This is a genomic window from Staphylococcus sp. GDY8P47P (genome assembly GCF_016892225.1).
GTDB lineage: Bacteria > Bacillota > Bacilli > Staphylococcales > Staphylococcaceae > Staphylococcus > Staphylococcus borealis.
This window is the reverse complement of record NZ_JAFENV010000018.1, coordinates 33,197-57,057: the sequence shown is the minus strand read 5'-3', so window position 1 is coordinate 57,057 and position 23,861 is coordinate 33,197. Positions and strand designations below refer to the sequence as shown.

The following is a 23,861-nucleotide window of genomic DNA, read 5'->3' as shown; positions in this document are numbered from 1 at the left end:
CTTAATGATTTATCTGATGTTTCAATGTGGCTAAATCTTCTTGATAATTAATATTCTTATACCAATATTCAGGTGGTTGTATGCTTGTAACATCTATACATTCTGTCGTCACTTGATTATATACGTGTCGTAAGCTAAAATCATCTGAATCTAAAGCTTCTTTCATAACGTCAATGCAATTCGGGTGATAAAATGCAATGGTTGGTATGACACGTCCATTTTCTGAATATGCAGCAATATCAATTTGATCTTCGATTAGTTTAGAAACTAAAAACTGATACAATGCACTGATGGCCTTACCAGTTACCATCGGCGTATCAACAGAAATGACAAAGAATAATTCCTCATCATTGTATTGCTCCATTACAGTATATATACCAGCAAGTGGCCCTTTATCTTTATTTTTAGTGTCATCTATAATGACATGATCATGTTTAAATTGATCAGCTAATTGATCATTCGTGCTAATAATGATGTCATTAAACATATTTGTTTCTTGTAATGTTTGAACAATTCGTTGATAAAATAATTGTCCATCTATTTCAGCAAACGCTTTAGCCGTGCCAAAGCGTTCTGAATGACCACCTGCTAAAATAATAGCTTTCATTTCCTGTTAACCCCCACTTACTGGTGGAATCAATGCAACTGTATCTGTTGGTTGAATGATATCCTCTTCTTGTACAAATTCTTCGTTTACTGCAACCTGAAATTTTTTAGATTGAATTGAGGGATGTCTCTCAAACAATCTTTGTTTAAAATTATTAACATCAATTGCTTCATTAATATCAAGTATTTCACTATCAGTTTGCAAAATTTCTTTTATTTCAGCGAAGTATAATACCTTCACACTAGTCCTCTCCTTTAGTTGCAAGGTCGTGGCTACCTCTTTGATGGCCCTGCCATTCTGCACCATCTTCCCATATTTCTTTTTTCCAGATTGGAACAATTTCTTTAATACGCTCTATCGCATACTCATTCGCACGGTATGCATCTTTACGATGTGGTGATGATACTGCAATTAATACTGCAATATCTGAAATTTGGAGCGGCCCAATTCGGTGAACAATGGTTGTAATTGTCCCTGGCCAACGTTCTTGAATTTCATCACCGATTTGCGCTAATTTCTTCTCTGCCATAGGAACATACGCTTCGTATTCTAAGTATTCCGTTTTAATGCCTTTGGTCCACTCTCTTACATGCCCTGTAAAGACCACTACAGCACCTTGGTGTTCATTTATAGTAAATGTTCGATACTGTTCCGTTTGGATAGGTTCAGTAACGATTTCAAATTGCTTCATTTAGTGTCAATTCCTTTGCTCTATCCATTGTAATAGCCAATTATCATAATGTGATAATGCTTGTATATCTTGAACATGGTAACAATATTTAACACATGTCAATTGCTTTAGCTGTTCTAATTCTTCGGTTGTTCGATAAACAATTACTTTATCATAATGTTCATCTTTATATCCTTCAACCAAAATGATATTACAATCAATTGTAACAGATTGGTCAATCATTTGAGTAAGATTTTGTTTATATGCACGCGTGACCGTTTGTTGATAGTGTTCACCTTGCACAATGCTTTGATCTGCTCCAGCATTAAAGTGTTTCATATGATCTACATGATCCTCTTGAAGCGTGATATCATCACCAATGTGACCATGATGTTTGATTGTTGCTACAGTGTAACCATGAGATTTTAAAAATTGTATCGTATGTTGCATCAATGTTGTTTTTCCTGAATTTTTAAAGCCTACGATTTGCAAAATCATAAGGTCATTTCCGTCTCAAAAACATTAGATTCAGTTAAAATAACATTTACTGTATGTCCAGCTTTAAATCCTCTTGTCCCCCCTGGCAACATAATCATTGCATTACTATGCGCAATTGCCACTACTGCTCCTGATTTATTAAACCCTGATGGTACTACAGTCGCACCGCTTTGTGAGAAATTAGCAGTTGCTCGAATAAAACGTGTAAATGGATTAGCTTTCGTAAAATCTTCCATTAATGTAGCTTTAACAACCTGAGGGTAATATGCAGTTGCGCCCATCATGTGCTGAACAGCTGGTTTCACAAATAATTCAAAACCGGTAAAGCAAGCAGATGGGTTGCCTGACAAGCCAAATAAATATTGTCCATTAGCAACAGCTACCGTTGTTACACTACCAGGTCGCATTGCAACTTTGTTAAATAATACTTTAGCATTAACCGCTTTATAAATTTCTGGTAGGTAGTCAAAGTCTCCAACAGAAACACCGCCAGTTGTTATAACAATATCGTGTTTAGACATAGCATCTTTAACTACAGCAATACTACTTTCTAAATCATCTTGTTGGATTTTGTATGCTTCCACGTTTAAGCCAATCTTCTCTGATAATGCTTTAATCATTGGACCATTTGAGTTGCGAATTTTTCCTGGTTGCAAGTCATCGTTCACATCTAATAGTTCACTACCTGTTGCAATGACAGCAATGCTAGGACGACGTGTGACTGGCACTTTAGTATAACCATACGTTGCTAATACGGCTATTGCACCGGGGTTAATGACTTGTCCCTTTTTCAAAACAATATCTCCAGTTGTCGTTTCTTCAGCTTTAAGCGATACATTCTCATTTGCTTCAAATGATTTACGTATCGTGAATGTATCTCCGTCTTCAACTGTTTGTTCAAACATCACTACTGCATCGGCGCCTTCTGGAATTTGAGCACCCGTCATAATACGCACCGCTTCGTTTTGACCAAGTGTTTTACTAGAAACTGAACCTGCACCTATATGGTCAATTACTTTAAATTGTTTGCGGTTTTCTGAATAGGCACCTGCAGAGTCTTCACTGCGTATCGCAAACCCATCATAAGGTGATTTATTAAAACGAGGTATATCATAAGTCGCAACAATATCCTCTGCTAAAATATATCCTAAACTCTCATCTAAATTCACTTCAATTTGATTTAAATATATCTCTTGTTGGACAACACGATGTATTGCTTCTTTCACTGGTATAGGATTTCTTTTTTCAACTGCCATTGATTTCATCTCCAATTTATTATTTAAAATCATGATATACTATCCCTATCAGGAGGGTTAATATGTCAAAATTCACTCATATTAATGAACAAGGTAATGCTAAAATGGTTGATGTTTCAAATAAAGCTGTTACGAAGCGTACTGCACAAGCCCATTCTAGCATTACTGTTAATGAAACAATTTATAATCAAATAATTGAAAATACTAATAAGAAAGGTAACGTTTTAAATACGGCCCAAATTGCTGGTATTATGGCCGCTAAGAACACATCAACAATAATACCTATGTGCCACCCCTTACCTTTAACTGGTATTGATGTTCAATTTGATTGGCAAACGAATGACAACATGTCTTATACATTAAATATCACTGCGATTGTCTCCACAACAGGAAAGACTGGTGTTGAAATGGAGGCATTAACTGCCGCATCAGCGACTGCACTAACCGTTTATGATATGACGAAGGCAGTAGACAAAGGCATGATCATTGGTGAAACGTATCTTGAATCAAAATCAGGTGGCAAATCAGGTGATTATCGTCGATAAGCTATTCTAAGCCCATATATTATGTTCAATTTAAATAATAAAGTCATGGATGCAAAACTTCAATTAGGGAAACCTATCATTTAAGTTTAAATCCATGACTATTTTTTTATTTATTCAATTCATGCAACATATGATTTAATTCTGGCTTAATTAACTTTTCAATAGCTAATTTCACAGCGCCAGTTGATCCAGGTAAACTGAAAATTAATTTATTTTCGACTGTACCAGCAACCGCTCTTGATAATAAAGCTTTAGTGCCCACATCTTCTGTGTAACTTAAATATCTAAATAATTCTCCAAACCCCTCTATTTCTTTATCAAAGATGGGTTTAACTGCTTCAATCGTAACATCTCTTTGCGCAATGCCAGTACCACCTGTTGTAATAATGACATCAATATCAGTTGCCAACCATTGTTTGATTTGCGAATAAATCGCTTCTTTATCATCTTTGACAATCGCATAATGTGACTTTGCGACTTCAACATTAATGTCTTGTATTAAAGTTTGAACAAGTTGACCACCTTTATCTGTTTCTTTATCTCTAGTATCTGAAACTGTCAAAACTGCACAATGAATCGTTCTGTCTACTTTCGCATGATCATGTTGATGCATTAAATTCACTCCTATCCGAATAATTGATTAATTAAATGAATGGCATCTGACGTTTTTGTTGTGCCATGTATAAGCATCCGCCCACCTTCAAAACTAACAATTCGATGTCCTTTATATTCAAACATTATCATATATTTGTTTTCTCTATAATTAAGTTGATGTTGTTTAAGAAACTCACGCACCATTTCCTGGGTAATATTATCATTATCATATTGTACTGTATCTCTACCACATAATGTTGCATATAATGTATGTTGCTGATTTAAATAAGGAAATGATGGATTTGAACCACACGTTGGACATTCATTTCTAAACATGCGACTAAAGCCAAATGTATAATGTTGTCCTTCCCATATATCCCCGTATGTTAATTTACTAGGCACTGATTGTTCAGTTAATAATTTAAGGGCATCTCGCAATTGAAAGCTCGTTGTCATTGTGACTGCAGGTTGTATAACACCGACTGTATCACACGTTAAATTAATTGCTGGGAGTTGTGGCATTAAACAGTTGAAACACGGTGTCTGTCCGGGTATAAATGCAGCTTCTATATAAGTGCTTTGTACGACACCACCATAAATCCAAGGTATTTTCTCTTTATAAGCAAAGTCATTGATTAATTGTCTTGTCTCAAAATTATCCGTAGCATCAATGATTAAATCTACATGCTGTGCATGTTTATCTAAAAAATAATAATCAACATGCGTAATGAACGTATTGAGTGCTAGATCTTGACGCAATGCTTTTAAATGACGTTCAGCAGCGACGACCTTAGGTAGCATTTTATTAGCATCCTCTTCTGTAAATAATGTTTGACGCTGTAAATTACTAAATTCAATATAGTCTCTATCCACAATTGTAAGTGTGTTTATTCCTGCACGAACGAGCCCCTCAGCAACATGTGTTCCCAATGCACCCATACCAACAATAAGTACATGCTTTTGACTGATTTTATTTTGTCCGTTAGCTCCTATTCCTTTAAACAAAGTTTGTCTCGAATAACGTTCCCTCGTCATTTTTATTGCCCTCTCTAGTTAAGACCCATTTCTATTATTATAACGAACAGGGAGTGGGACAGAATTCTTTTAAATTCGTCGTAACCCCAACTTGCTTAGCTTGTAAAATCACTTTCGTGATTTTTTGTGTTGGGGCCCCGCCCACCTCCGCAAGGATGACTAGGACTGAGAAAAGCTTGATTTAAGCGCCTTCTCAGTTCAGTCATCTACTGCGAATTCTCAAAATAGCTTCATTATATTATTTATGTCTCAGCCTCTTATTACCCTATCTTTATGATTTTATCCGCTAAAACTTCAGCTTCAAAATTAGAATGTGTAACAAAGATGATAGGTATCTTCCATTCTTTAAAAATACGTTTGATTAACTTGATTCCCTCATCTCTTGTCGCATCATCTAAACTTGAAAAGGGTTCATCTAATAAAATTAAATCTGGCTTCGTACTTAATGTACGTGCTAATGCAACACGTTGAGATTCGCCTCCTGAAAGCGTCGCTGGATATTGCGCGCTTAAATGATGAATATTTAGACGATCCATTAAGTCATCTATATGAACAGATGGTTTAGCCATAAAAGTGATATTCTTATTCACTGTCATGTTCGGAAATAATTGGTAATCTTGAAATAAATAACCAATATGACGCTCTTGGATTTTCACGTTCACTTTATGTTCAGTATCAGTGATAAGTCTATCATTTATTTTAATATATGCTTTATCCGGTTTTCTTAAACCTGCTATCATATTCAATACTGTCGTTTTACCTATACCTGAAGGTCCTCGTATTGCATAAATTTTAGGGACAGTATCATGAATGTTAATATCAATAAACGTCTTCTTTAATTGATATTGTAGTTTTAACTCTAACATCTAATCTACCTCCCTATATTTATCTTTATTAGCAAAATTCAATACACCTATTACAGTAATTGAAAATGCGACTAACACAAGCACCCATAACCAAGCTTGGTTTTCTCTACCTTGTTCCACTAAAAAGTATATCTCAAGTGGTAACGTGTTCGTTTTATTTGGTATGTAACCTGCAACCATTAATGTTGCACCAAATTCTCCAATTGCACGAGCAAAACTCATCATAATCCCCGCAATGATTGAACGTTTAGATAACGGTAAAATTAAGCGATAGAATATTTTATTTTCACTTGCCCCCATGGTACGAGCAGTATTTAACATTTTAGGGTTAATACTTCTAAATCCTTGAATCGTGTGTTGATACATTAACGGAAAACTAACAATGACAGATGCAATAACTGCACCTGTCATTGTGAATACTACCGGAAGATGTAGTACCTCTTCAAAAAATTGTCCTACAACACTTCTAGGAGAAAATATTATGAGTAAGATAAACCCTAGCACCGTTGGCGGTAGAACAATGGGTAATAATATAAAACTTTCAAGGAGTTTAGTAAGATGCCCTTTTCCCTTATAAAGCAATCGACATATAAAAATACCTAGTACTGTTACAATAATCGTACTTATGACGGCTACTTGAATCGATATCCAAAAAGGTGTTAATTCAGGCATTCTTCACCCTCCTAAACTTCGAAATGATACTCTTTTAAGATATCTTTCGCTTTGTCAGATTTTAAGAAGTCCATCCACTCTTTCGCAAGCTTTTTATCTGAAGTTGCACCTGCTTCATACGTGATTGGTTTTTTAAGTTCTGCTTCTTTAATTTCATTTACTTTATCTGTTTTTTTGTTGTCAGTATATAAATCTGTTTCATAAACAAAGCCCATTTCGGCATTGCCTTTTTCAACATAATTTAATACTTGTTTAACGTCTTTGGCATAAACTAAATGATCTTTAACGTCATTATATAAACCTTGATCTTCTAGATATTGTTTCGCATATTTACCAGCTGGAACTGTTTTAACTTCACCAATTGCTAATTTTTCATTATCTTCTAAATCTTTAACTGATGTTTTGTCGCTATTTTTATCTCCAACTAAGACAAGCTTATTATGTGCATATTTGTATGTATCGTGTGCTTTGTCTTTATCTTTTAGCATATCAACATCTTTAGTGTTCGCAGACATGAATACGTCAGCTGGGGCACCTTTTTCAATTTGTTGTCTTAATGCACCAGAACCACCATAGTTAAAGCTCACATCAACATTTTTGTGATCTTTTTTAAATTCTTTCTCTAATGCTTTACTTACATCACCTAAGCTAGCTGCTGCCGAAATTTGTAATTCTTGTTTGTTGTCACTATCTTTTTTGCTTGAGTCAGATGATTTATTTCCACTATCATTGCTACCAGAATTTGAACATCCTGCTAAAATAATAACTAATGTAATAATAACTGCCATGAAATGCTTAAGTTTCATTTCACAACCCCCTCCTTTTATACCACTTATTATACGCTTATTTATAGCTTTTAAAAGGTATAAAATGATAAATTTCACCTAATCTTCATATTATTAAATATATTTAATATACTATCAATAATTTATATGTAATTTAAATCTTTTCAAATAATGTTCAAAAGTTTTAATATAGAGTTATATATGCCTAAAGGAGAAATAAAAAATGGATAAAGATGTATTACAAGGGCAATCTATCCTCCGCTATGAAGATGGGCAACTCATCAATACAACAGATAGCTATGTTACAGAATTTCCATTGACAATTATTGTTAATGGCACAGAATTTGCTACTGTCATTTGTAGTCCAACACATATGGAAGAACTTGTAGTGGGATTTTTAGCTTCTGAGGGAGCTATTTATAAAAAAGAAGAAATACGCGCTTTGCAAATAGATGATAGTAAAGGTTTCGCACATGTAGAGTTAACTAAAGATTTAGGCGACCGTTTTGAGTATTCAACTAAACGTATGATTGCATCATGTTGCGGAAAAAGTAGAGAATTTTACTTTCACAATGATGCAGCTATCGCTAAAACCTCAATGTCCAAAATTACATTAACGCCGAAACAAGTGCTCAATATGATGACTGGGCTACAATCCGCTAGTACATTGTTTAAACAAACAGGTGGTTTGCATAATGCTGCCATTAGTGATGGTGATGAATTTTTTGAACATAGACAAGATATCGGCCGTCACAATGCGCTCGATAAGCTTTACGGATTTTGTCTTGAAAGACATATACCTGTCAGAAATAAGGTCCTTATTTTTAGTGGGCGTATTTCATCGGAAATATTATTAAAGGCGGCTAAAATAGGTGTAGGCGTCATTTTATCCAAATCTGCACCTACTACGTTAGCGATTACGTTAGCTAATGATTTAAATATAACTGCAATTGGTTTTATTAGAGATGGCAACTTTAATGTTTATAGTCATCCAGAACGTATTAAAGCCACTGACACATTGGATTAATCTTCCAAATGCGTCAGTGGCCTTTTTATTTTACATCTTCTTTGATGATATGATACACAAAGCTTTGATACGTGTAACCTTGTTTCGTGTACATATCTTTGGCTGTATCTTCTCCATCAGCTACGAGTATAACTGGACGTTCATTTGCTATGCTGCCTATATGTGCTTGCAAAGTTGATCCAACACCCTGTCTTCGATAGTTTTCCATAACACCAAAACTATCAATTTCGATAGTTTCCTCAGTTTCAATCACATCAACAGTACCTACAGGTGCTTTGTCAACGTAGGCTATTAGTCGGCATATGTTATCTTTTTTATGCTGAATTGTCCGTCTCGTATCATTGACACTCTCAATCGCAAACGGCTTACCATAAGGCAAGGCAAATGAATAATAAATATTCAAATAATCTTCCATATTGCTTTCATTTACCTCTTCAATCACAACATCTTTTCGACTAGGTAAGCGTGTTAATTCATTACCTTCTATAATATAGAATTCAAGTAAACCTAGTTGAAATCCTTCTTTTTCAATTGCATTTTTCCATACTTCTTCCAATCTTTCATTCTCTGGAAAAGTAAACGCTAAATGATTCGAATGCTGTTGCTCATGCAATTCATACTGTGTAGTCATATCTTTATGCCACTGTTCTATAGTTGGCATTTCTTTATACACCCACTTATTTGTATCATATTTCAAAGGTTGTGAAGGTGTTAAGTAAATCATTATTCGTTCATCTTCATGATATAGATGCCCCTCTTGAGCAATGTTTCGGATTGATATATTCGACATCACTACATCCACCTGCCTCGTTCATTTGTTAGACTTATTGTATCAAACTTTTGAAGCGTGAATGATTTAAAAGTGTTACGCCAATTAAACTTGCAATGATGGCTTTAATGATATCTCCTGGCATAAAAGTAAATGACAATAAGAAGGCTTTACTTACTGGAATATGTATAATGAAGCCCATAATAATTGTACCGACGATATCTAAAAATAAAACACCAATTACTAATGTAGTAACAAATAATACGGCAAAATTGATTTTATTAAAATATTGATCTCTTACAAAACCAATACCAAACGCAACAACCGGATATAAGAATAAGAATCCTGCTGATGGTCCTGCAAATACGCCGATTCCTCCACGTCCACCTGAAAGAACTGGTAAACCTGCAGCAGCTAATAGTAAAAAGACTATGACACTGAGTGTCCCATATTTTTTACCTAATATCATACCTGCTAAAAATATACCAATATTTTGTAATACGATAGGTACTGGCATAATCGGAAGCGGAATGCCCGGAACCAATCCTAAAACACAAATAATCGCTGTCATTAAAGCTGTGTAAACTAAATTTCTTGTATTCATGTTGTATCCTCCTTCTACGAAGATGATTATACCACTAATGTAAACTTTATAAAATAAAAAGTTTACATTTATGAAGGAGAATCTACTTTTTTAGCTAACTGCGTAATATATTTAAAGAAGTCATCATGATTTACACTCGTAACAACTTGGACAGGACGACCTTTTTCTGTCACATATGTACGCCCTTGACTTGGTCCTTGATGTTCAACATCAACATGCTTTGTTATTGATTGAACCAATTCAGGATTACCAACATAAGCAGTGGTTAGGACATCCCATAAAAAGTAAGTTGAATTAGTTATAAAATGAGTCAAAGGTGGGACTGCCGCATAACTAACGCCTAGAAAATCAACGCCTGAATAATGACGTTCGTTTGCCCACATTTGTCGAATATCTAATGTTAATGGCACTTGATTCGTGCTTTCTAAAGCCACCATATCTATAGCAATGTCACTATCAAATACTACTTTTACCGCCTCTGGATCCCAAAATGCGTTCCATTCAGCTGTACCATCATGTTCTGGCTCTTCCACATTGCCTTTTTCAAGAAAAGTCTCTCCCATCCATACTAATTTATCAATATTCTTCTGAATGCTTGGATCAATTTTAAGTGCTTTAGCCAAATCTGTTAATGGTCCCGTAAACAATAGTGTTATCTTTTCTGTTGACTCGCTCAATACGCGTATAATATCCTCATACGCTTCTAGGTTGCTCATGCCAGATTGTTGATTCGTCGTTTGTTCATTCAATATCGGCAATGCATCCATAAAGAATGCATGCATTCTCCACTCTTTCGGAAAAGGATTGGCACCACGTTCATATGATGGCGCAACTTGTAATGATGCATTAGAAAATCGATTAATAATTTTACATGAAGCACTAACAGACGGTTCTAAATAGCAATCTGCTCCTATTGTACTTACACCAACTAAATCAATATCTTCCATTTGTAATAATAAAAATAAAGATATTAAATCATCTACACCACCATCGTGGTTAAAATATACTTTAGTCAAAGTGATTCCTCCCATTATTATGTAAATAGTAAATAAAGCGGGACAGAAATGATATTTTCCCAAAAATTTATTTTGTTGTTCCGCTCTCAACTTGCTTAGCTTGTAGACTTTCTTGATGAAATGCTTTGTGTTGGGCCCTTTCAGTAAGGTTGCCTAAAATTAAAAGAAGCTTGTTGCAAGTGCACTGTTATGTTAGTCAACGACTGCCAATATATTTTAAGAGCCTAAAACATTGATTGATGTCCCAGGCTCTTAAAATATCATAAAAAATTGATCGTCGTCTCTATATTCTATTATTTACTAGCTTCAATTAATTTGTCTTTTAAATCTTTTCGCATAAAGTCAAGTGTGTAAGGGTCATTATACCAATATGTTTCAGCCTTAACTTCAATCACGTTACCATTTTTAACTGCTGGCAAGTTTTTCCAGATGTTTGTTGTCTCATAACTTGGTTTAGATTTACCTTCTCCTGTTGAGACGATATAGTCACCAGCTACGTCTTCAATTTTTTCTTGACTGACTTCAGCCCAACCTTCTTTTTTAACTAAATCTTGTTGGCCTTTAGGCATATTCAAACCAAATGCTTGATATAATACTTCTCCACCACGCCCCCAGTTGTCGCCGTAAGTGTAAACTTTCTTGTCAAATTCATCTAAGATAGAAACTGTTGCGTCCTTACCAATTGCATCTTTGATTTCTTTGCCATCTTTTTCAGTTTGTTTCTTCCATTTTTCTTCCCATTTTTTAACTTCGTCTTCTTTACCCATAATCTTACCTAACATTTCTTGTTGTTCAAGGTATTTGTGTTTACCATAATCAACAACAATCGTTGGTGCGATTTTTTCATATTTTTTGATATTTTTATCTGTAGAGTAAACAATAATTAAATCTGGTTTTTTCTTAGCCACTTTTTCAACGTCAGCTTCACCAATTTTTGTTGTATCTTTAAATTTCTCTTTTAAAATTGGGCTTTGATCAACTTGATTGTTAACCGCAACAATATTCGCGCCTAATTTATGTAAACCACCTGCAAATGTAGGTGCAACGACAGCAATACGTTTAGGATCTTTAGGAATATCTATCGTCTTTCCACTATCTAATTTATATGATTTTGTTTCTTCTTTTGAATCAGATTTACCCGAACCACCGTTATTACCACATGCAGCTAAAACGATGATTAGAACTAGTAATGGTAAAATTAATTTCTTCATAACATCCTCCTGTTGAAAACGATTATCAATTTCAACAAAATTATATCCTACAATGCGACGTTTTACAATAAAATTTTAAATTATTTATAAATTAAAAAAGAGTGGAACACATTATTTTAAAATTGTTGTCCCACTCCCCCCGCAAAGCTCATCGCTACTGAGAAAAGCTTGATTTAAGCATCTTCTCTGTTCGATCAACTACTACTTCATACTATTATTTTTTCCCATTCTCTTATACTTACCTTATTTACACTATTTAAAATAAATTGCACACAGATTTAGCTATGTTAGTATAAGCGGCATCCTCCATAGGTGGATTGTGTAATCCAGCTCTCATATCACGGTAATAACGTTGCAATGGTCGTTCCATTTCAAGACTCTTCGCGCCAACGATTCTCATCGCTAAATCAACTACTTCTAACCCTTGATTCATTACTAGTACTTTACTCGCAGATGTTTCATTCCATAACTTAGGTTGATTTTCTGGATGATTATAGCCTTTAGCAGTACTCCATAAGAAATGACGAGCTGATAATAATAGCGACTCCATTTTACCAATATTTTGTTGTACAGTTGGCAAATGACTAATCGTACCTTCTATACTATTTGGACCATACGTTGTTGCGAAATTGATTGCATAATCTCTTGCCGCCTGAGCAATGCCTAAATAAGTGCTAGGAATGTGCAATATCCATCCATTCGGTTGCGGTTTTCGTTTTGACTCAACAAAAAAGTCATTCGGTACCCACACATCATTTAATACTAAATCGTGACTTTCTGTTGCTCTCATACCTACCATATTCCAATTATCGGCAATTTCTAAGCCCTCAGTGGCTCTAGGCACTAAGAAAAATCCTACTTCTTGCAAGTCATCGACATAAGCGGCGACAATATAGTGTGTCAACGCTTTGCTCATTGATGTGAACGTTTTAACACCATTTAATAGATAGCCATCATCTTGCTTAACTGCATGCGTTGCAGGTCTGCCACCACGAGTAGGGCTACCTGTATCCGCTTCACTTACTGCTCTATTGACTAAAGCACCATTTTTAATTTCTTTAGCAAAACGATCCAGCATATCTTGATTCCACATTGATTGTTCATATATTTGTCCTATGACACTTAAATGCCAACCGATTGATAACGCCGTTGCACCATCAATTGCTCCTAAATACGTTTGTAACACAACCATATCTTCAATAGTCGCGCCTTCACCGCCATATTCAACGGGTAACGTAAGTATGCTATATCCTTCTTGCACTAACCATTCAATATTCTCAAATGGGAATCTCGATTGTTTATCATTTTCTCCTGCTCTTTTTTTAAAAGTTTCCTCAATTGATTGAAACTTTTGTATCCATTTTCTTTGTATATCTGTGTTAATCAGAACTGAATTGATCAATTATATCACCTGTTCATTGTCATTGTTATTTAAACCTAGTTTATCACTCAACATTTTAAAATGAAAGTTAACCACGTTCAGATAGCAATATAAAAAGACTTAAGTCAGAGAGATTGAATATCTCAATACTTAAGTCTTCTCATGAATAAACATGAATTACTTGATGTACTTTTCTAATTCAGCAATCAGTTTATTAATCTTGTCTCGTTGTTCATCTGTTACATAAACAATAACTATTCTTTCATCTTGTATGCTACGCTTTTTTGAAAGTAACTGTAAATCTTTTAACTTTTGTAATGCTTTAGTTAAGTAATAAGGTTTAAACTCTGAATACGTTGCAATTTCCTTCGAAGTTATTTCATTTGTTTTACTTCTTGCAATATAATTTAAAATATAAACCTCTTCATAATTTAAATTATATTTCTTTTTAGTGTCTTTGAAGAACTTTTTAACTTGAAATGTTGCGTTAACTAAATCATTGATGTCTTTAATTTGTCCCATATCCTAAACCACTCCTCTGATGTACGTCTTGTTGCTACAAGGTTCATGTCTACTATTTATTACTTACCAAACATTTCTTATGCTATAAATTTTATTTTATAACATTTAAGTATAATATTTCAATATTTTTATGAAATTAAAATGATATTATATATCAATAACACGTTCCATCAATTAAATTACACATAATCAATTTGTCTTAATTGCTAGTTAATAGAATATAAAAAAGGAGTGCGACAGAACTCTTTTTGAATTCATTGTCCCACTCCTAACAAAGATGATTCGCGTTGAACACAGCTTCTTTAAATCGCTGTCTCAATTCAGTCAGCTACGATATATTTGCAATGTCGCTTCGTTATATTAATTTTTTATTTCGTTCTTTCTATATATTAAAGACTTAAACTAACTGAAAAAATAGTTAATAACTGTTTTTTTATCCCTTAATTATCTAATACTGCCATTTTATTGTTATTTAATTTTAGCATTCACATAATCAACAAATGGTTGAATCTCTTTTGTTTGAATTTGTTTCATTGGTACTTTCCCAATGTTAAAAGTAAACACTAAATCTTTACCATCAAATTCAATTGCTTCTATTTCATTGTATGGAATATTTCTATAATAGAATTGTCCATTCATATCTACATTCATAATTAATCTTTCAGAGGTAGCAATAAACGCACCTTCAAACTCACTTTGTCCTTGAACGTTATACTCAATCATCCCTAGTACAGAAGGCCCTTTAGACTCTGTTGGGAACAAATCATCGGGATTCACATTATCTAAAATCATGCATTCATTCTCCTTACCTATTATGTTTATTAAATCAATCTCATTTCCTCTTGGAATTTATTGTAACATTTAACAAATATTTGATAGGTTTCATATGCTCGTGATTCACTAAATTTTATGTTTACAATACGTTCATCTATCGAATTACGATATTTCTCTAAATACCCTTTATGATAAAGTTCATTAATAACTGCGTTTATACATATTAAGTATCGATAAGACATAGATTGAATCTCTTTTAATGAAATGACTTGCCGATTCGAAATGAACGCTCCTAATAAAATCAGTTCATCTAAACTCAGATTAAATTCCTTCGCTAACATTTGGACTTTATATCGTGCATCAAAAATAGTGATGACATATTTCAATGAATTGTAATGGGTACTTTCTATTATACATGCAAAGTTTTTCACTTTTACCATTTCATTAATTTCAGAAAACATCGTATTGAGTTTATCCTGACAGTTTGTTGATGGGAGAAATAATAAGCGTCTTTGATCATTATGATCACGCAATTTAATAATCCATCCCAAATGGTACAAGTGCTCTAAATGATGTCTTAGTTGTCTTTTTGAAATAGATTGATACGTGATTAATTCATCTATATAAATACCTTGATGATGAACATGATAATAATTAATGACTTCATTTAATGTTTTTAATTGTTCAAACTTTAATTGGTAGCTATACTTTAGCACCTCACCTACCGCCTTCATAAAAACCAGATAAAACAATAATGTTTCTAACTTATGCTTATCCACCATACCTATCACCTCATGACACAATCTTTAGATTGGGCTATCGAAAGCATCTATGGCAAATCGCTTAACCGTATAAAATGATTAAGATTACTTTGAACATAGCAATGATACACCACTATTCCTACCCAACCTTTTCAAAGATAGACATTTACATGACTCTTTCAATAAAACAACTTCATCTTTATATTTTGTGAATCAGTAGGTCGTACTTACGCATACGCAATCATAACAGTGATTGATGACTTCTGATAGGTTATTTTAACTGTAATGCGCTTTGGCTTCAGCAATTAATAACTGGGTTGTTTCATCAAACGGTATTTCTGATTGATTCAATGATTGGTATTGATGTGACTGATTTTTAGTTCGAATTTGACCAGGTGTGTTACCATACCTTTTATTAAATAAAGCGATAAAATGTGGAAGATGATTGAACCCATGCTTGAACGCAATGTCTTGAATCAAATGATTACTGATTAAGATGTCTATTAAACATAATTTTAATCTAACATCATTTATATATTGCGTTATATTACGATAAGGTGTGTGATATTTGATAACTTTACTTAATTCTTTAGCTGACATATTGAGTGCGTTTGCCATGTCCTGACGACTAATCTTAGTACTGTGATGTTCAATAACATACTCGTGTACCTTATCAACTAAAGCATTTTCTAATTTGTAATGAACACGTTGTTTTCTTTGCAAATATCCTAATTCTACACATAAATGTTTAACAAGCTTATCTTTTATTTGTAATTTGTGCGGTTGTCTACTTTCAAATTCCAGTATATTTAGAATAAATGGTTCTATTTGACTTCTTTCTATAGAAGAAAATTTATAGCCATTTGACTTAATATAATCATCAGCAAACTTCAAATAATCTTTGAATGCTATTTCAATGTTTGCGACGATCGCACCATCTTCGCTTTCAATCGAGTAAATATCATTTAGCATCACAAATAATAAATCTCTTTCTTGCATCTGAAATCTCTCTAAATTTAAATTTACTCGTCCTGACCCTTTCAGCCAATAGATTAATTTAATATTCGATTCCTTTTGCTTGCTTATCTTTATATCTTTTAAAAGTTTTACCGAAAAGTTATTAATCATACGTACGTCCTCTCACTTTATAATATATAAAGACATGACATAAACAGAAATAATAAATTATCCCCCATAACTCTAATAACTATTGCTGCATCATTAACGTTTCTCTAATTTTAACGCATTTAATCGAATGTCTATCTTCATATATAATTGTATGGTTTATTTCGGTATTATCAGTAGCAAACTTTTAACCAATTATATCATTTTATTATCTTATATAACGATTTTTATATCCAAAATGATTTTTATAATATCAAATATTATAAATTGCTTTAACACGCCTGCGAGAGAGTAATAATACAATTAAATTAAAAGATGATTCAGATACTTATTGTAAAAACAATACAAAAATAATGAATTCTATTAATTTTATATCAAATTTATTTTTTGCTGTTACTTTACAAAAATGTTACAGAGAAATGAGTATCTTTTTCATATATTTTTTAAAACGTTGCTATAACAGCGTTTTTTAATATTACAAAAAATTACTTATTGTATTTATCTCAACACTATTTATTAGCAAAAAATTACAAAATGATAACAACGCACACAAAATGATTTTTTTCTGATAAAGTATTTCTTGTCGTTAAGAAACTTATTAAAAACTGGACTCAAGGGTCATCAAATGACTATTAAATATAAAATATTAATTTAATTCTCAGGAGGAAATTTTACAATGAAAAAAATCGCTACAGCTACAATCGCTACTGCAGGAGTTGCAACAATCGCTATCGCTGGACATGGTCATGAGGCACATGCAGCTGAACAAGGTTACAATCCAAATGATCCAACTTCATACAGCTACTCTTACACTATCGACCAACAAGGTAACTATCATTACACTTGGAAAGGTAACTGGAGCCCAAATCAAGTAAATCACTCTAGTCAATCAAATTATTCAAACTACAACTATTCATATAACTACAATAATTACAATAACTATAACAACTATAACTACAATTACTATGACAATAACACACAATCATATAGTTCAAACACACAACAAACTGGTGGTTTAGGTGCAAGCTACTCAACTTCAGATCGTAACATTAAAGTAACTACAACTACTGCGCCATCATCACAATCTAATGGTGTGTCAATTTCAAGAGCTTCAAGTTCAGGTAGTAACTTATACACTGCTGGTCAATGTACATACTATGTATTTGATAGAGTAGGCGGTAAAATCGGTTCTACTTGGGGCAATGCTAATAACTGGGCAAGCGCTGCAGCTGCATCAGGTTACACTGTAAACAATTCACCATCAGCTGGTGCTATTTTACAAACTTCTCAAGGTGCTTACGGTCACGTAGCATATGTTGAAAGCGTTGGTAGTGACGGTTCAGTTACTGTATCAGAAATGAACTACGGTCACGGTGCTGGTGTTGTTACTTCACGTACTATCTCAGCTAGCCAAGCTGCTGCATACAACTACATTCACTAATTTTATGCGTAACAAATAAATTAACAGTCTGGGACATAAATAATATAATAATGCTATTTAGCAAATTCGCAGTAGCTGACTGAACTGAGAAGGCGCTTAAATCAAGCTTTTCTCAGTTCTAGTCATCCTTGCGGGGGTGGGACGACGAATTCAAAAGAATTCTGTCCCGCTCCCTTTTTAATGTGCACAAGTTTAATCATATTGTGACCTGTTGGATATATAATTAAGCGTATTAAAAAAGATTGGAAAGTAACAATCCATACTTTCCAATCTTAATGTATGTCCAACAAATTCATTCTTTCTTGCTTTGTTATATCTTTTACTATAATGGTGCTAATAATAAATTCGTTTGTCATCGTTCATGGATCCAATTCTCGCTACAAAAATTGAACCCACTACTATGAAATATTTTGAGTATATTTACAGTTAAAACTTAAATGCATTAGATATCATCGCTACAAAAATATCTATGTAATGTTTTAACATACTTGAATATATCCTTTTGACAAATGATTAAACATATTTTTACGAATTTTTTACATAACTTTTGTTGTTTAATTTACGAATACCAAGTCCTGAAAATCCATAAACAATAGCTAGAATTGCACATAAGTAACACGGCACTGTCCAAATAAAGAATTGATCTACAGATACGCCCAATTGTTGTGTGTAATAAATTCCTGAAGTTCCCCAAGGTATTAACGGCAATACCATTGTACTAGAATCTTCTAAAGTTCTTGATAAATTAGTTTTATCCAAATCCATATCGACAAACATGTCTTTCATTAAGACACCCACCATGATAATGACTATAGATGCTACACCAGCAGCAAAAACTAACATTAAGCAACATATCACCGTTATTAAAATTAACGTCCCCACTGATGTTACACCTTTAGATACTGTATTTAACATGACATCTAAACATCCTGATGTCTCTACAATACCTGCGAAAGCATAACCACAGAAAATTGTAACAAGTATTTCTGTCATACTCATCATGCCACCTTGTTCTAATAACGACGTCGCATTGTTAGAGAGATTGGTATGACCAGTCATTGCAGGTGTAAAACCGTTAAACATAGCTTTAAATCCATCAACCATATTAAAGTGATGATTTAATGTACCTACAATAACAGCACTCAGACTAGATGCTAACATAGAGGGTACTGTGGATACTCGACACACTAAGCAAATAATGATAACTAACAAAGGTATCCACACCCATATATTAATATGATATATACCATCAAGTTCATTTAATAATTGATGTATTTGCTTTGTATTGACTGCACCTTTTGAATTTAATCCTGCAAAGAACCATACGATCAACCCTATTATTGATGCCGGTATGGTCGTCCACATCATTGCCCTAATGTGAGAAAAGATGTTCACCTTAGTGACTAAGGCAGCCAAATTGGTAGTATCTGATAATGGTGACATTTTATCACCAAAAACTGCACCTGCAATAATAGCACCTGCTGCCATACCTAAGTCGATATTCAGCTGATGTGCAATAGATATCAAAGCAATACCCGCAGTAGACGCAGAGCCCCATGCTGTCCCTGTGGCTAAACTACAAATTGCTGAAATGATAAATGCAGAAACTAAAAAATAATGTGGATTTAAAAATTTCAAACCGTAATAAATTAAAGCTGGTACAGTTCCAGAATACATCCAACTACCAACAATAATGCCTACTGCTAAGATAATAAATATTGCAGGCATTGCCGTTGTTAGCCTTCGAGTAATACCCTCTTCCAAATCTTCCCACTTTAATCCTACACGCCAAGCAATTAAAGCAGCATAGGCAGAAGATATAAGTAATAGCACTTGAATTGGAATATTAAATTTTATAAATCCGATTGTTACGACAAGAACCATAACGATGATTGTAGATATTGCTTCCCAGAACGATGGCTGTCTTTTCATACACATTCCTCGTTTCTATTAGATTAATGACCTCTTTTCATAGCTAAATATTTATTTGAATGATTAATTAAATATGCATGTATACATCGTTTATTCAACTTTTCATTATTCTAAACCGAGTTTTTCTAAACCAAGTTCTTCAACTTTAAGACCTTCTTCGAAAAAGTCACGTTCTAAAATTGTAGACGCAATCATGATAACCGCATCGATATTGGGTGTCTCAACATCGATTGCTCGTCCTAGACTTGACCATAGCACTAAGCCATATGCGATATCTTCTGTTAAGTAACGATTTTGAACTGAATTAGGTCCAGGAATTTGAGAGAAAACAGGACTCGTATTAAAGAGTCGATTTAATGGTTCATCTTCGTCTTTACGCTCTAGATATCCTCTTTGTATACGTGCCTCTTTCGCAGTTAAGAGTTCAAACCCTAATTTACGACCTAACGTTAAACGTTCTAATTCAATCGCATGTAATAATCTGACAGTGTGTTTCGTGATTCCTTCCTTATACAAGGCAAATGAATCTGCATAATCGATTCGACCTACATTTAATAATGTTGGCCCAGGATGTACTTCTGGATTTCCATTTTCTAAATTTGTCTTCCATAAGTTTTCTTCTTTAACGAGGTATGGATAAACTTGACTCACTTTTTCAAAGCTGTCACTAAGTTCTTTCTTGTTATAAGTAGAGAAGAACACCTTACGTACATTGAGTGATAAATCTACACGTGCTGCTTCAAAGTCAACACGCGTACCGTACGTTAGCGTATTAGCTTCAGCAAACTTAGGCTGAACCTCGATATGTCTATCCTCAAGTACATTAATAAAACGGATTGAAGCCATCGCTGCTGCAATATTAAAGAAAATCAGTTGATCATTCGTCACGTGCTCAGCCATTATTTCCGCATAGTATTCAATATAAGATGAAGGAATAATTACTTGAACAAGTTCAGCGTCTTTCAAGACATATTCAATGTCATCACTGATGTCAGTAAACGGTACAAATGATTCGGCACCTTCATTGTTAAAATCAAAGCCACCCTTTTCTAATGCATGATTAAACTTTTTAATAGATGAATTTCGACAGTATAATTTCACATCATGGCCTTGATTCACCATATCTACTGCCGCTGTTACTGCACCATTACCTGATCCTACTACTGCTATTTTCATAATTATAACTTCCTTTCAAACTATCTTATTGTCTCTCATTTTGATTAAAAATAAAGGGAGCAGGTTAGAAATCTACATCGCTTCACTAGATTTCTATTTAACCTTGAAAAGACAGTCCAAAATAACTATCTGTTTCCAAGTCCCGCTCCCGGGCAAAGTTGGCTAGAATAAAAATAAATTAAAGCCATCATCATTTTTATTCAGTCAGCTACTGCCAAATCATTCATATGAATCATTATTAAACAAATTAGTACTTAAATTTATACAACGCTAAACTATATCCTATTTTTAAAAAATTAAACACGCTAAATTAATTTAAATTAATTTTAAAATTAACTAATCATTTTAAAGTAACTTTGTTATATTAATAGTGATACATGATTATAAGTTGAAAGGAGTATTATTATGTCAGAATATGATAATCAATCACACAACTCTCCGATTCAGAGGGATAATGAGCAAGATGCGCGTTTAATGGCAATGTTAGTCTTCTTATTAGGCTTTTTTACTTCTATTATTGGTCCGATTATTATTTGGGCTATTAAACGTAATGAATCACAATTAGTTGATAAAGCTGGAAAAAATTACTTCAACATGCTCATTTCATATTTCATTTGGAGTGCTGTCATTGGCATTTGTATTGTTCCGTTATTCTTCATATATGCTGTTAATAATGAAGCGGTTATCATTATCGTAACAATATTAATCTTTATTCTTTCTATCTTGCTATTTGTGCTTTCTATTTTATATTTCGTATTCCACATCGTTGCTTGTGTGAAATATTTTAGTGGAAAAGCGTATGTTGTTCCGTTATCAATTCGTTTCTTTAAATAAATAGCGTACCAACTAATGTTACAAATGCCTGTAACATAAATCATATGTTAACATTATCAAAATATAAGAATAATGTAGTATACATGCATATTCCAAGCATTATTACATTACGTAACCTTGAGCACCCCTTTATTACGGAGTTGTTCAAGGTTTTTGTATTTCATTTACGAAAACGTAACAATGCACATAACGGGTTTGAAATCTGTTAAAGTATGATTTGTCGTTGGGAGCGACTAAAAACTTAAATCAAAGTCAATTCAACATATCGCTAACTAAACCTATTGTTGAATATCATATTTTGGGAGGACTTTTTACTATGAAAAAAATCATTACAATTTCAACTTTAACAGCAGGCATTGGTGTATCAGCATTAGGATTAAATGCTAACCATGCGGATGCTGCGGAATATAATCACAATCCAGCACCACAACACAATCAATTCGGTGGCGGTTATCAACAACCTCAATTTAACCAACAATCATTTAACTATAACCAAAGCACTACTTCATCTTCAATAACTGACGGAAGTACGTCATCTAGTAGTACTTCAACAACAACTACGTCATCAACACAAACGACTTCTTCAACATCTGGTAATTTATATACAGCTGGCCAATGTACGTGGTATGTTTATGACAGAGTTGGTGGCAACATTGGGAGTACTTGGGGAAATGCGAATAATTGGGCTAGTGCAGCTTCAGCAGCTGGCTACACGGTGAATCAAACACCTGAAAAAGGCGCAATTCTACAAACATCTGAAGGTACTTATGGACATGTTGCTTACGTGGAGAGCGTTAATAGTGATGGTTCTATAACTGTTTCAGAAATGAATTATTCTGGCGGACCATTTGTCAAAGATACGCGTACCATTTCAGCAAGCCAAGCAAGTGCTTATAACTATATCCACTTATCATAATTTCTATATATAATGATCAGTTAAAAGCGTATGCCTCGTTAATTAAACATTAACAGCATACGCTTTTTTAAGTTTCTCAAATTGAATTTTAATCAACGATTTGAGAGAATGAGCATATTAGTCTTTTATAGGTAAGGAGTGTTAGGTTATGCAATGGCTTAAAGTCATCTTTGCTGGTCTGATTGAAGTGGTTTGGGTAATAGGATTAAGTAATGCCCATAATTTCGTTACTTGGTTATTCACTTTAATCTTTATTGTATTAAGCTTCTATTTAATGATTTCCGCTTCTCGACATCTACCTGTTGGGACCGTTTATGCGGTGTTTGTAGGCATAGGAGCTGCTGGTACAGTGATTGCTGATATGCTTTTCTTTGGTCAACCATTTACGATTACGAAACTGGGCTTGTTACTACTATTGTTGATAGGAATTATAGGCCTCAAATTATCAACGAACGACACGCCTCAAGGAGGTATGTAATATGTCATGGCTATATTTACTCATTACGGGATTATTAGAGGTACTTGGTGTCATTTGGTTAAATCAATTTGCACGTTCAAAACAAAAAATTTATATTATTTTGATGGCAGTGACGTTCATTTTTAGTTTTAGTACTTTAAAACTAGCAATGGCAACCATTCCAATGGGCACTGCTTACGCTATCTGGACAGGTATTGGTACTGCTGGAGGCGCTATTGTAGGAATGATATTTTATAGAGAATCAACACATTTTAGCCGCATATTCTTCATTTTCTTAATACTTTTCTCTGTAATTGGTCTCAAAATAATTCAATAAAATGAAATGAATTACATTTGTATACGTTTTCTCCTTTTATTATACTTAAG

The 23,861-nt window shown here is 33.7% G+C and carries 28 protein-coding genes; 7 read left to right on the top strand and 21 right to left on the bottom strand.

Features of this window, described 5'->3' with window-relative positions:
* Position 1 precedes the first annotated feature (1 nt).
* From mobA to JVV30_RS08265, 5 genes are read right to left on the bottom strand one after another with little or no spacing between them, the layout of a single operon-like run.
* Positions 2–607: a molybdenum cofactor guanylyltransferase MobA gene (gene mobA, locus JVV30_RS08285; protein WP_070855284.1), complete on the bottom strand. Its 606-nt coding sequence runs from the start codon at positions 605–607 to the stop codon at positions 2–4.
* A gap of 6 nt (positions 608–613) precedes the next feature.
* Positions 614–847 (bottom strand): molybdopterin converting factor subunit 1, encoded by a 234-nt coding sequence (moaD, locus tag JVV30_RS08280; protein WP_053028573.1) that lies wholly within the window; start codon positions 845–847, stop codon positions 614–616.
* A gap of 1 nt (position 848) precedes the next feature.
* Complete coding sequence (locus JVV30_RS08275; RefSeq protein WP_053028574.1) at positions 849–1,298, bottom strand: molybdenum cofactor biosynthesis protein MoaE; 450 nt, start codon at positions 1,296–1,298, stop codon at positions 849–851.
* A gap of 6 nt (positions 1,299–1,304) precedes the next feature.
* A complete protein-coding gene (mobB, locus tag JVV30_RS08270; RefSeq protein WP_070855285.1) occupies positions 1,305–1,775 on the bottom strand; it encodes a molybdopterin-guanine dinucleotide biosynthesis protein B in 471 nt (156 codons plus the stop codon).
* Positions 1,772–3,031 carry a molybdopterin molybdotransferase MoeA gene (locus tag JVV30_RS08265; protein WP_204193965.1) on the bottom strand — a complete coding sequence of 420 codons (1,260 nt, stop codon included), beginning with the start codon at positions 3,029–3,031 and terminating at the stop codon, positions 1,772–1,774. Before JVV30_RS08265 ends, mobB begins: the two co-directional genes overlap by 4 nt.
* A 62-nt stretch (positions 3,032–3,093) precedes the next feature.
* Here JVV30_RS08265 and moaC point away from each other — a divergent pair, with 62 nt between their 5' ends.
* On the top strand, positions 3,094–3,576 hold the full coding sequence (gene moaC, locus JVV30_RS08260; RefSeq protein ID WP_070855287.1) for a cyclic pyranopterin monophosphate synthase MoaC: 483 nt from the start codon (positions 3,094–3,096) through the stop codon (positions 3,574–3,576).
* A gap of 106 nt (positions 3,577–3,682) precedes the next feature.
* On the opposite strand, the gene JVV30_RS08255 is transcribed toward moaC, so the two are convergent.
* The 5 genes from JVV30_RS08255 to modA all read right to left on the bottom strand — a co-directional run bounded on the left by JVV30_RS08255 (position 3,683) and on the right by modA (position 7,549).
* Entirely contained in the window at positions 3,683–4,189 is a 507-nt protein-coding gene (locus tag JVV30_RS08255; RefSeq protein ID WP_070855288.1) for a MogA/MoaB family molybdenum cofactor biosynthesis protein, read from the bottom strand.
* A gap of 11 nt (positions 4,190–4,200) precedes the next feature.
* A complete protein-coding gene (locus JVV30_RS08250) occupies positions 4,201–5,205 on the bottom strand; it encodes a ThiF family adenylyltransferase (RefSeq protein ID WP_070855289.1) in 1,005 nt (334 codons plus the stop codon).
* 260 nt (positions 5,206–5,465) lie between these two features.
* The gene (locus tag JVV30_RS08245) at positions 5,466–6,071 is read right to left on the bottom strand and encodes an ATP-binding cassette domain-containing protein (protein WP_053028580.1); all 606 of its coding nucleotides are present in this window, start codon (positions 6,069–6,071) and stop codon (positions 5,466–5,468) included.
* Positions 6,072–6,743, bottom strand: coding sequence for a molybdate ABC transporter permease subunit (gene modB, locus JVV30_RS08240; RefSeq protein ID WP_070855290.1), 672 nt, complete (start codon positions 6,741–6,743; stop codon positions 6,072–6,074). It lies immediately after the preceding gene.
* A gap of 11 nt (positions 6,744–6,754) precedes the next feature.
* Positions 6,755–7,549 carry a molybdate ABC transporter substrate-binding protein gene (modA, locus tag JVV30_RS08235; RefSeq protein WP_070855291.1) on the bottom strand — a complete coding sequence of 265 codons (795 nt, stop codon included), beginning with the start codon at positions 7,547–7,549 and terminating at the stop codon, positions 6,755–6,757.
* Between the two features lie 202 nt (positions 7,550–7,751).
* Between modA and fdhD the strand changes: the two genes are divergently transcribed.
* Positions 7,752–8,555: a formate dehydrogenase accessory sulfurtransferase FdhD gene (gene fdhD / locus JVV30_RS08230; RefSeq protein ID WP_070855292.1), complete on the top strand. Its 804-nt coding sequence runs from the start codon at positions 7,752–7,754 to the stop codon at positions 8,553–8,555.
* A 25-nt stretch (positions 8,556–8,580) separates the two neighbouring features.
* Here the strand turns inward: fdhD and JVV30_RS08225 are convergent, their stop codons facing one another.
* The 9 genes from JVV30_RS08225 to JVV30_RS08185 form a co-directional block, all read right to left on the bottom strand.
* Positions 8,581–9,345, bottom strand: a complete 765-nt coding sequence (locus JVV30_RS08225; RefSeq protein ID WP_053028584.1) for a GNAT family N-acetyltransferase — start codon at positions 9,343–9,345, stop codon at positions 8,581–8,583.
* Positions 9,346–9,379: 34 nt separating this feature from the next.
* Positions 9,380–9,928, bottom strand: coding sequence for a biotin transporter BioY (locus JVV30_RS08220; RefSeq protein WP_070855293.1), 549 nt, complete (start codon positions 9,926–9,928; stop codon positions 9,380–9,382).
* A gap of 68 nt (positions 9,929–9,996) precedes the next feature.
* Complete coding sequence (locus JVV30_RS08215; RefSeq protein WP_204193964.1) at positions 9,997–10,959, bottom strand: nucleoside hydrolase; 963 nt, start codon at positions 10,957–10,959, stop codon at positions 9,997–9,999.
* 278 nt (positions 10,960–11,237) lie between these two features.
* Positions 11,238–12,155 (bottom strand): ABC transporter substrate-binding protein, encoded by a 918-nt coding sequence (locus JVV30_RS08210; protein ID WP_053028587.1) that lies wholly within the window; start codon positions 12,153–12,155, stop codon positions 11,238–11,240.
* A gap of 256 nt (positions 12,156–12,411) precedes the next feature.
* Positions 12,412–13,554: an acyl-CoA dehydrogenase family protein gene (locus tag JVV30_RS08205; RefSeq protein ID WP_176747963.1), complete on the bottom strand. Its 1,143-nt coding sequence runs from the start codon at positions 13,552–13,554 to the stop codon at positions 12,412–12,414.
* A 159-nt stretch (positions 13,555–13,713) separates the two neighbouring features.
* Positions 13,714–14,058 carry a transcriptional regulator, SarA/Rot family gene (locus JVV30_RS08200; RefSeq protein ID WP_037549844.1) on the bottom strand — a complete coding sequence of 115 codons (345 nt, stop codon included), beginning with the start codon at positions 14,056–14,058 and terminating at the stop codon, positions 13,714–13,716.
* A 468-nt stretch (positions 14,059–14,526) separates the two neighbouring features.
* The gene (locus JVV30_RS08195) at positions 14,527–14,850 is read right to left on the bottom strand and encodes a PH domain-containing protein (RefSeq protein WP_070855295.1); all 324 of its coding nucleotides are present in this window, start codon (positions 14,848–14,850) and stop codon (positions 14,527–14,529) included.
* Positions 14,851–14,879: 29 nt separating this feature from the next.
* The gene (locus JVV30_RS08190; protein ID WP_239469345.1) at positions 14,880–15,614 is read right to left on the bottom strand and encodes a transcriptional regulator, SarA/Rot family; all 735 of its coding nucleotides are present in this window, start codon (positions 15,612–15,614) and stop codon (positions 14,880–14,882) included.
* 255 nt (positions 15,615–15,869) lie between these two features.
* Positions 15,870–16,592, bottom strand: coding sequence for an AraC family transcriptional regulator (locus tag JVV30_RS08185; RefSeq protein ID WP_239469344.1), 723 nt, complete (start codon positions 16,590–16,592; stop codon positions 15,870–15,872).
* A gap of 802 nt (positions 16,593–17,394) precedes the next feature.
* Here JVV30_RS08185 and JVV30_RS08180 point away from each other — a divergent pair.
* Complete coding sequence (locus JVV30_RS08180) at positions 17,395–18,159, top strand: CHAP domain-containing protein (RefSeq protein ID WP_070855297.1); 765 nt, start codon at positions 17,395–17,397, stop codon at positions 18,157–18,159.
* Positions 18,160–18,684: 525 nt separating this feature from the next.
* Here the strand turns inward: JVV30_RS08180 and nhaC are convergent.
* Positions 18,685–20,091, bottom strand: a complete 1,407-nt coding sequence (gene nhaC, locus JVV30_RS08175) for a Na+/H+ antiporter NhaC (protein ID WP_204193963.1) — start codon at positions 20,089–20,091, stop codon at positions 18,685–18,687.
* 105 nt (positions 20,092–20,196) lie between these two features.
* A complete protein-coding gene (locus tag JVV30_RS08170; protein ID WP_070855299.1) occupies positions 20,197–21,267 on the bottom strand; it encodes an NAD/NADP-dependent octopine/nopaline dehydrogenase family protein in 1,071 nt (356 codons plus the stop codon).
* A gap of 405 nt (positions 21,268–21,672) precedes the next feature.
* Here JVV30_RS08170 and JVV30_RS08165 point away from each other — a divergent pair, with 405 nt between their 5' ends.
* From JVV30_RS08165 to JVV30_RS08150, 4 genes are all read left to right on the top strand, one after another.
* Positions 21,673–22,101: a magnetosome magnetite crystal formation protein family gene (locus JVV30_RS08165; RefSeq protein WP_053028594.1), complete on the top strand. Its 429-nt coding sequence runs from the start codon at positions 21,673–21,675 to the stop codon at positions 22,099–22,101.
* Between the two features lie 316 nt (positions 22,102–22,417).
* Positions 22,418–23,017, top strand: a complete 600-nt coding sequence (locus JVV30_RS08160) for a CHAP domain-containing protein (protein WP_070855301.1) — start codon at positions 22,418–22,420, stop codon at positions 23,015–23,017.
* A 148-nt stretch (positions 23,018–23,165) separates the two neighbouring features.
* Positions 23,166–23,495 carry a DMT family transporter gene (locus JVV30_RS08155; protein WP_053028596.1) on the top strand — a complete coding sequence of 110 codons (330 nt, stop codon included), beginning with the start codon at positions 23,166–23,168 and terminating at the stop codon, positions 23,493–23,495.
* 1 nt (position 23,496) lies between these two features.
* Positions 23,497–23,811 (top strand): DMT family transporter, encoded by a 315-nt coding sequence (locus JVV30_RS08150; protein WP_204193962.1) that lies wholly within the window; start codon positions 23,497–23,499, stop codon positions 23,809–23,811.
* Positions 23,812–23,861 lie beyond the last annotated feature (50 nt).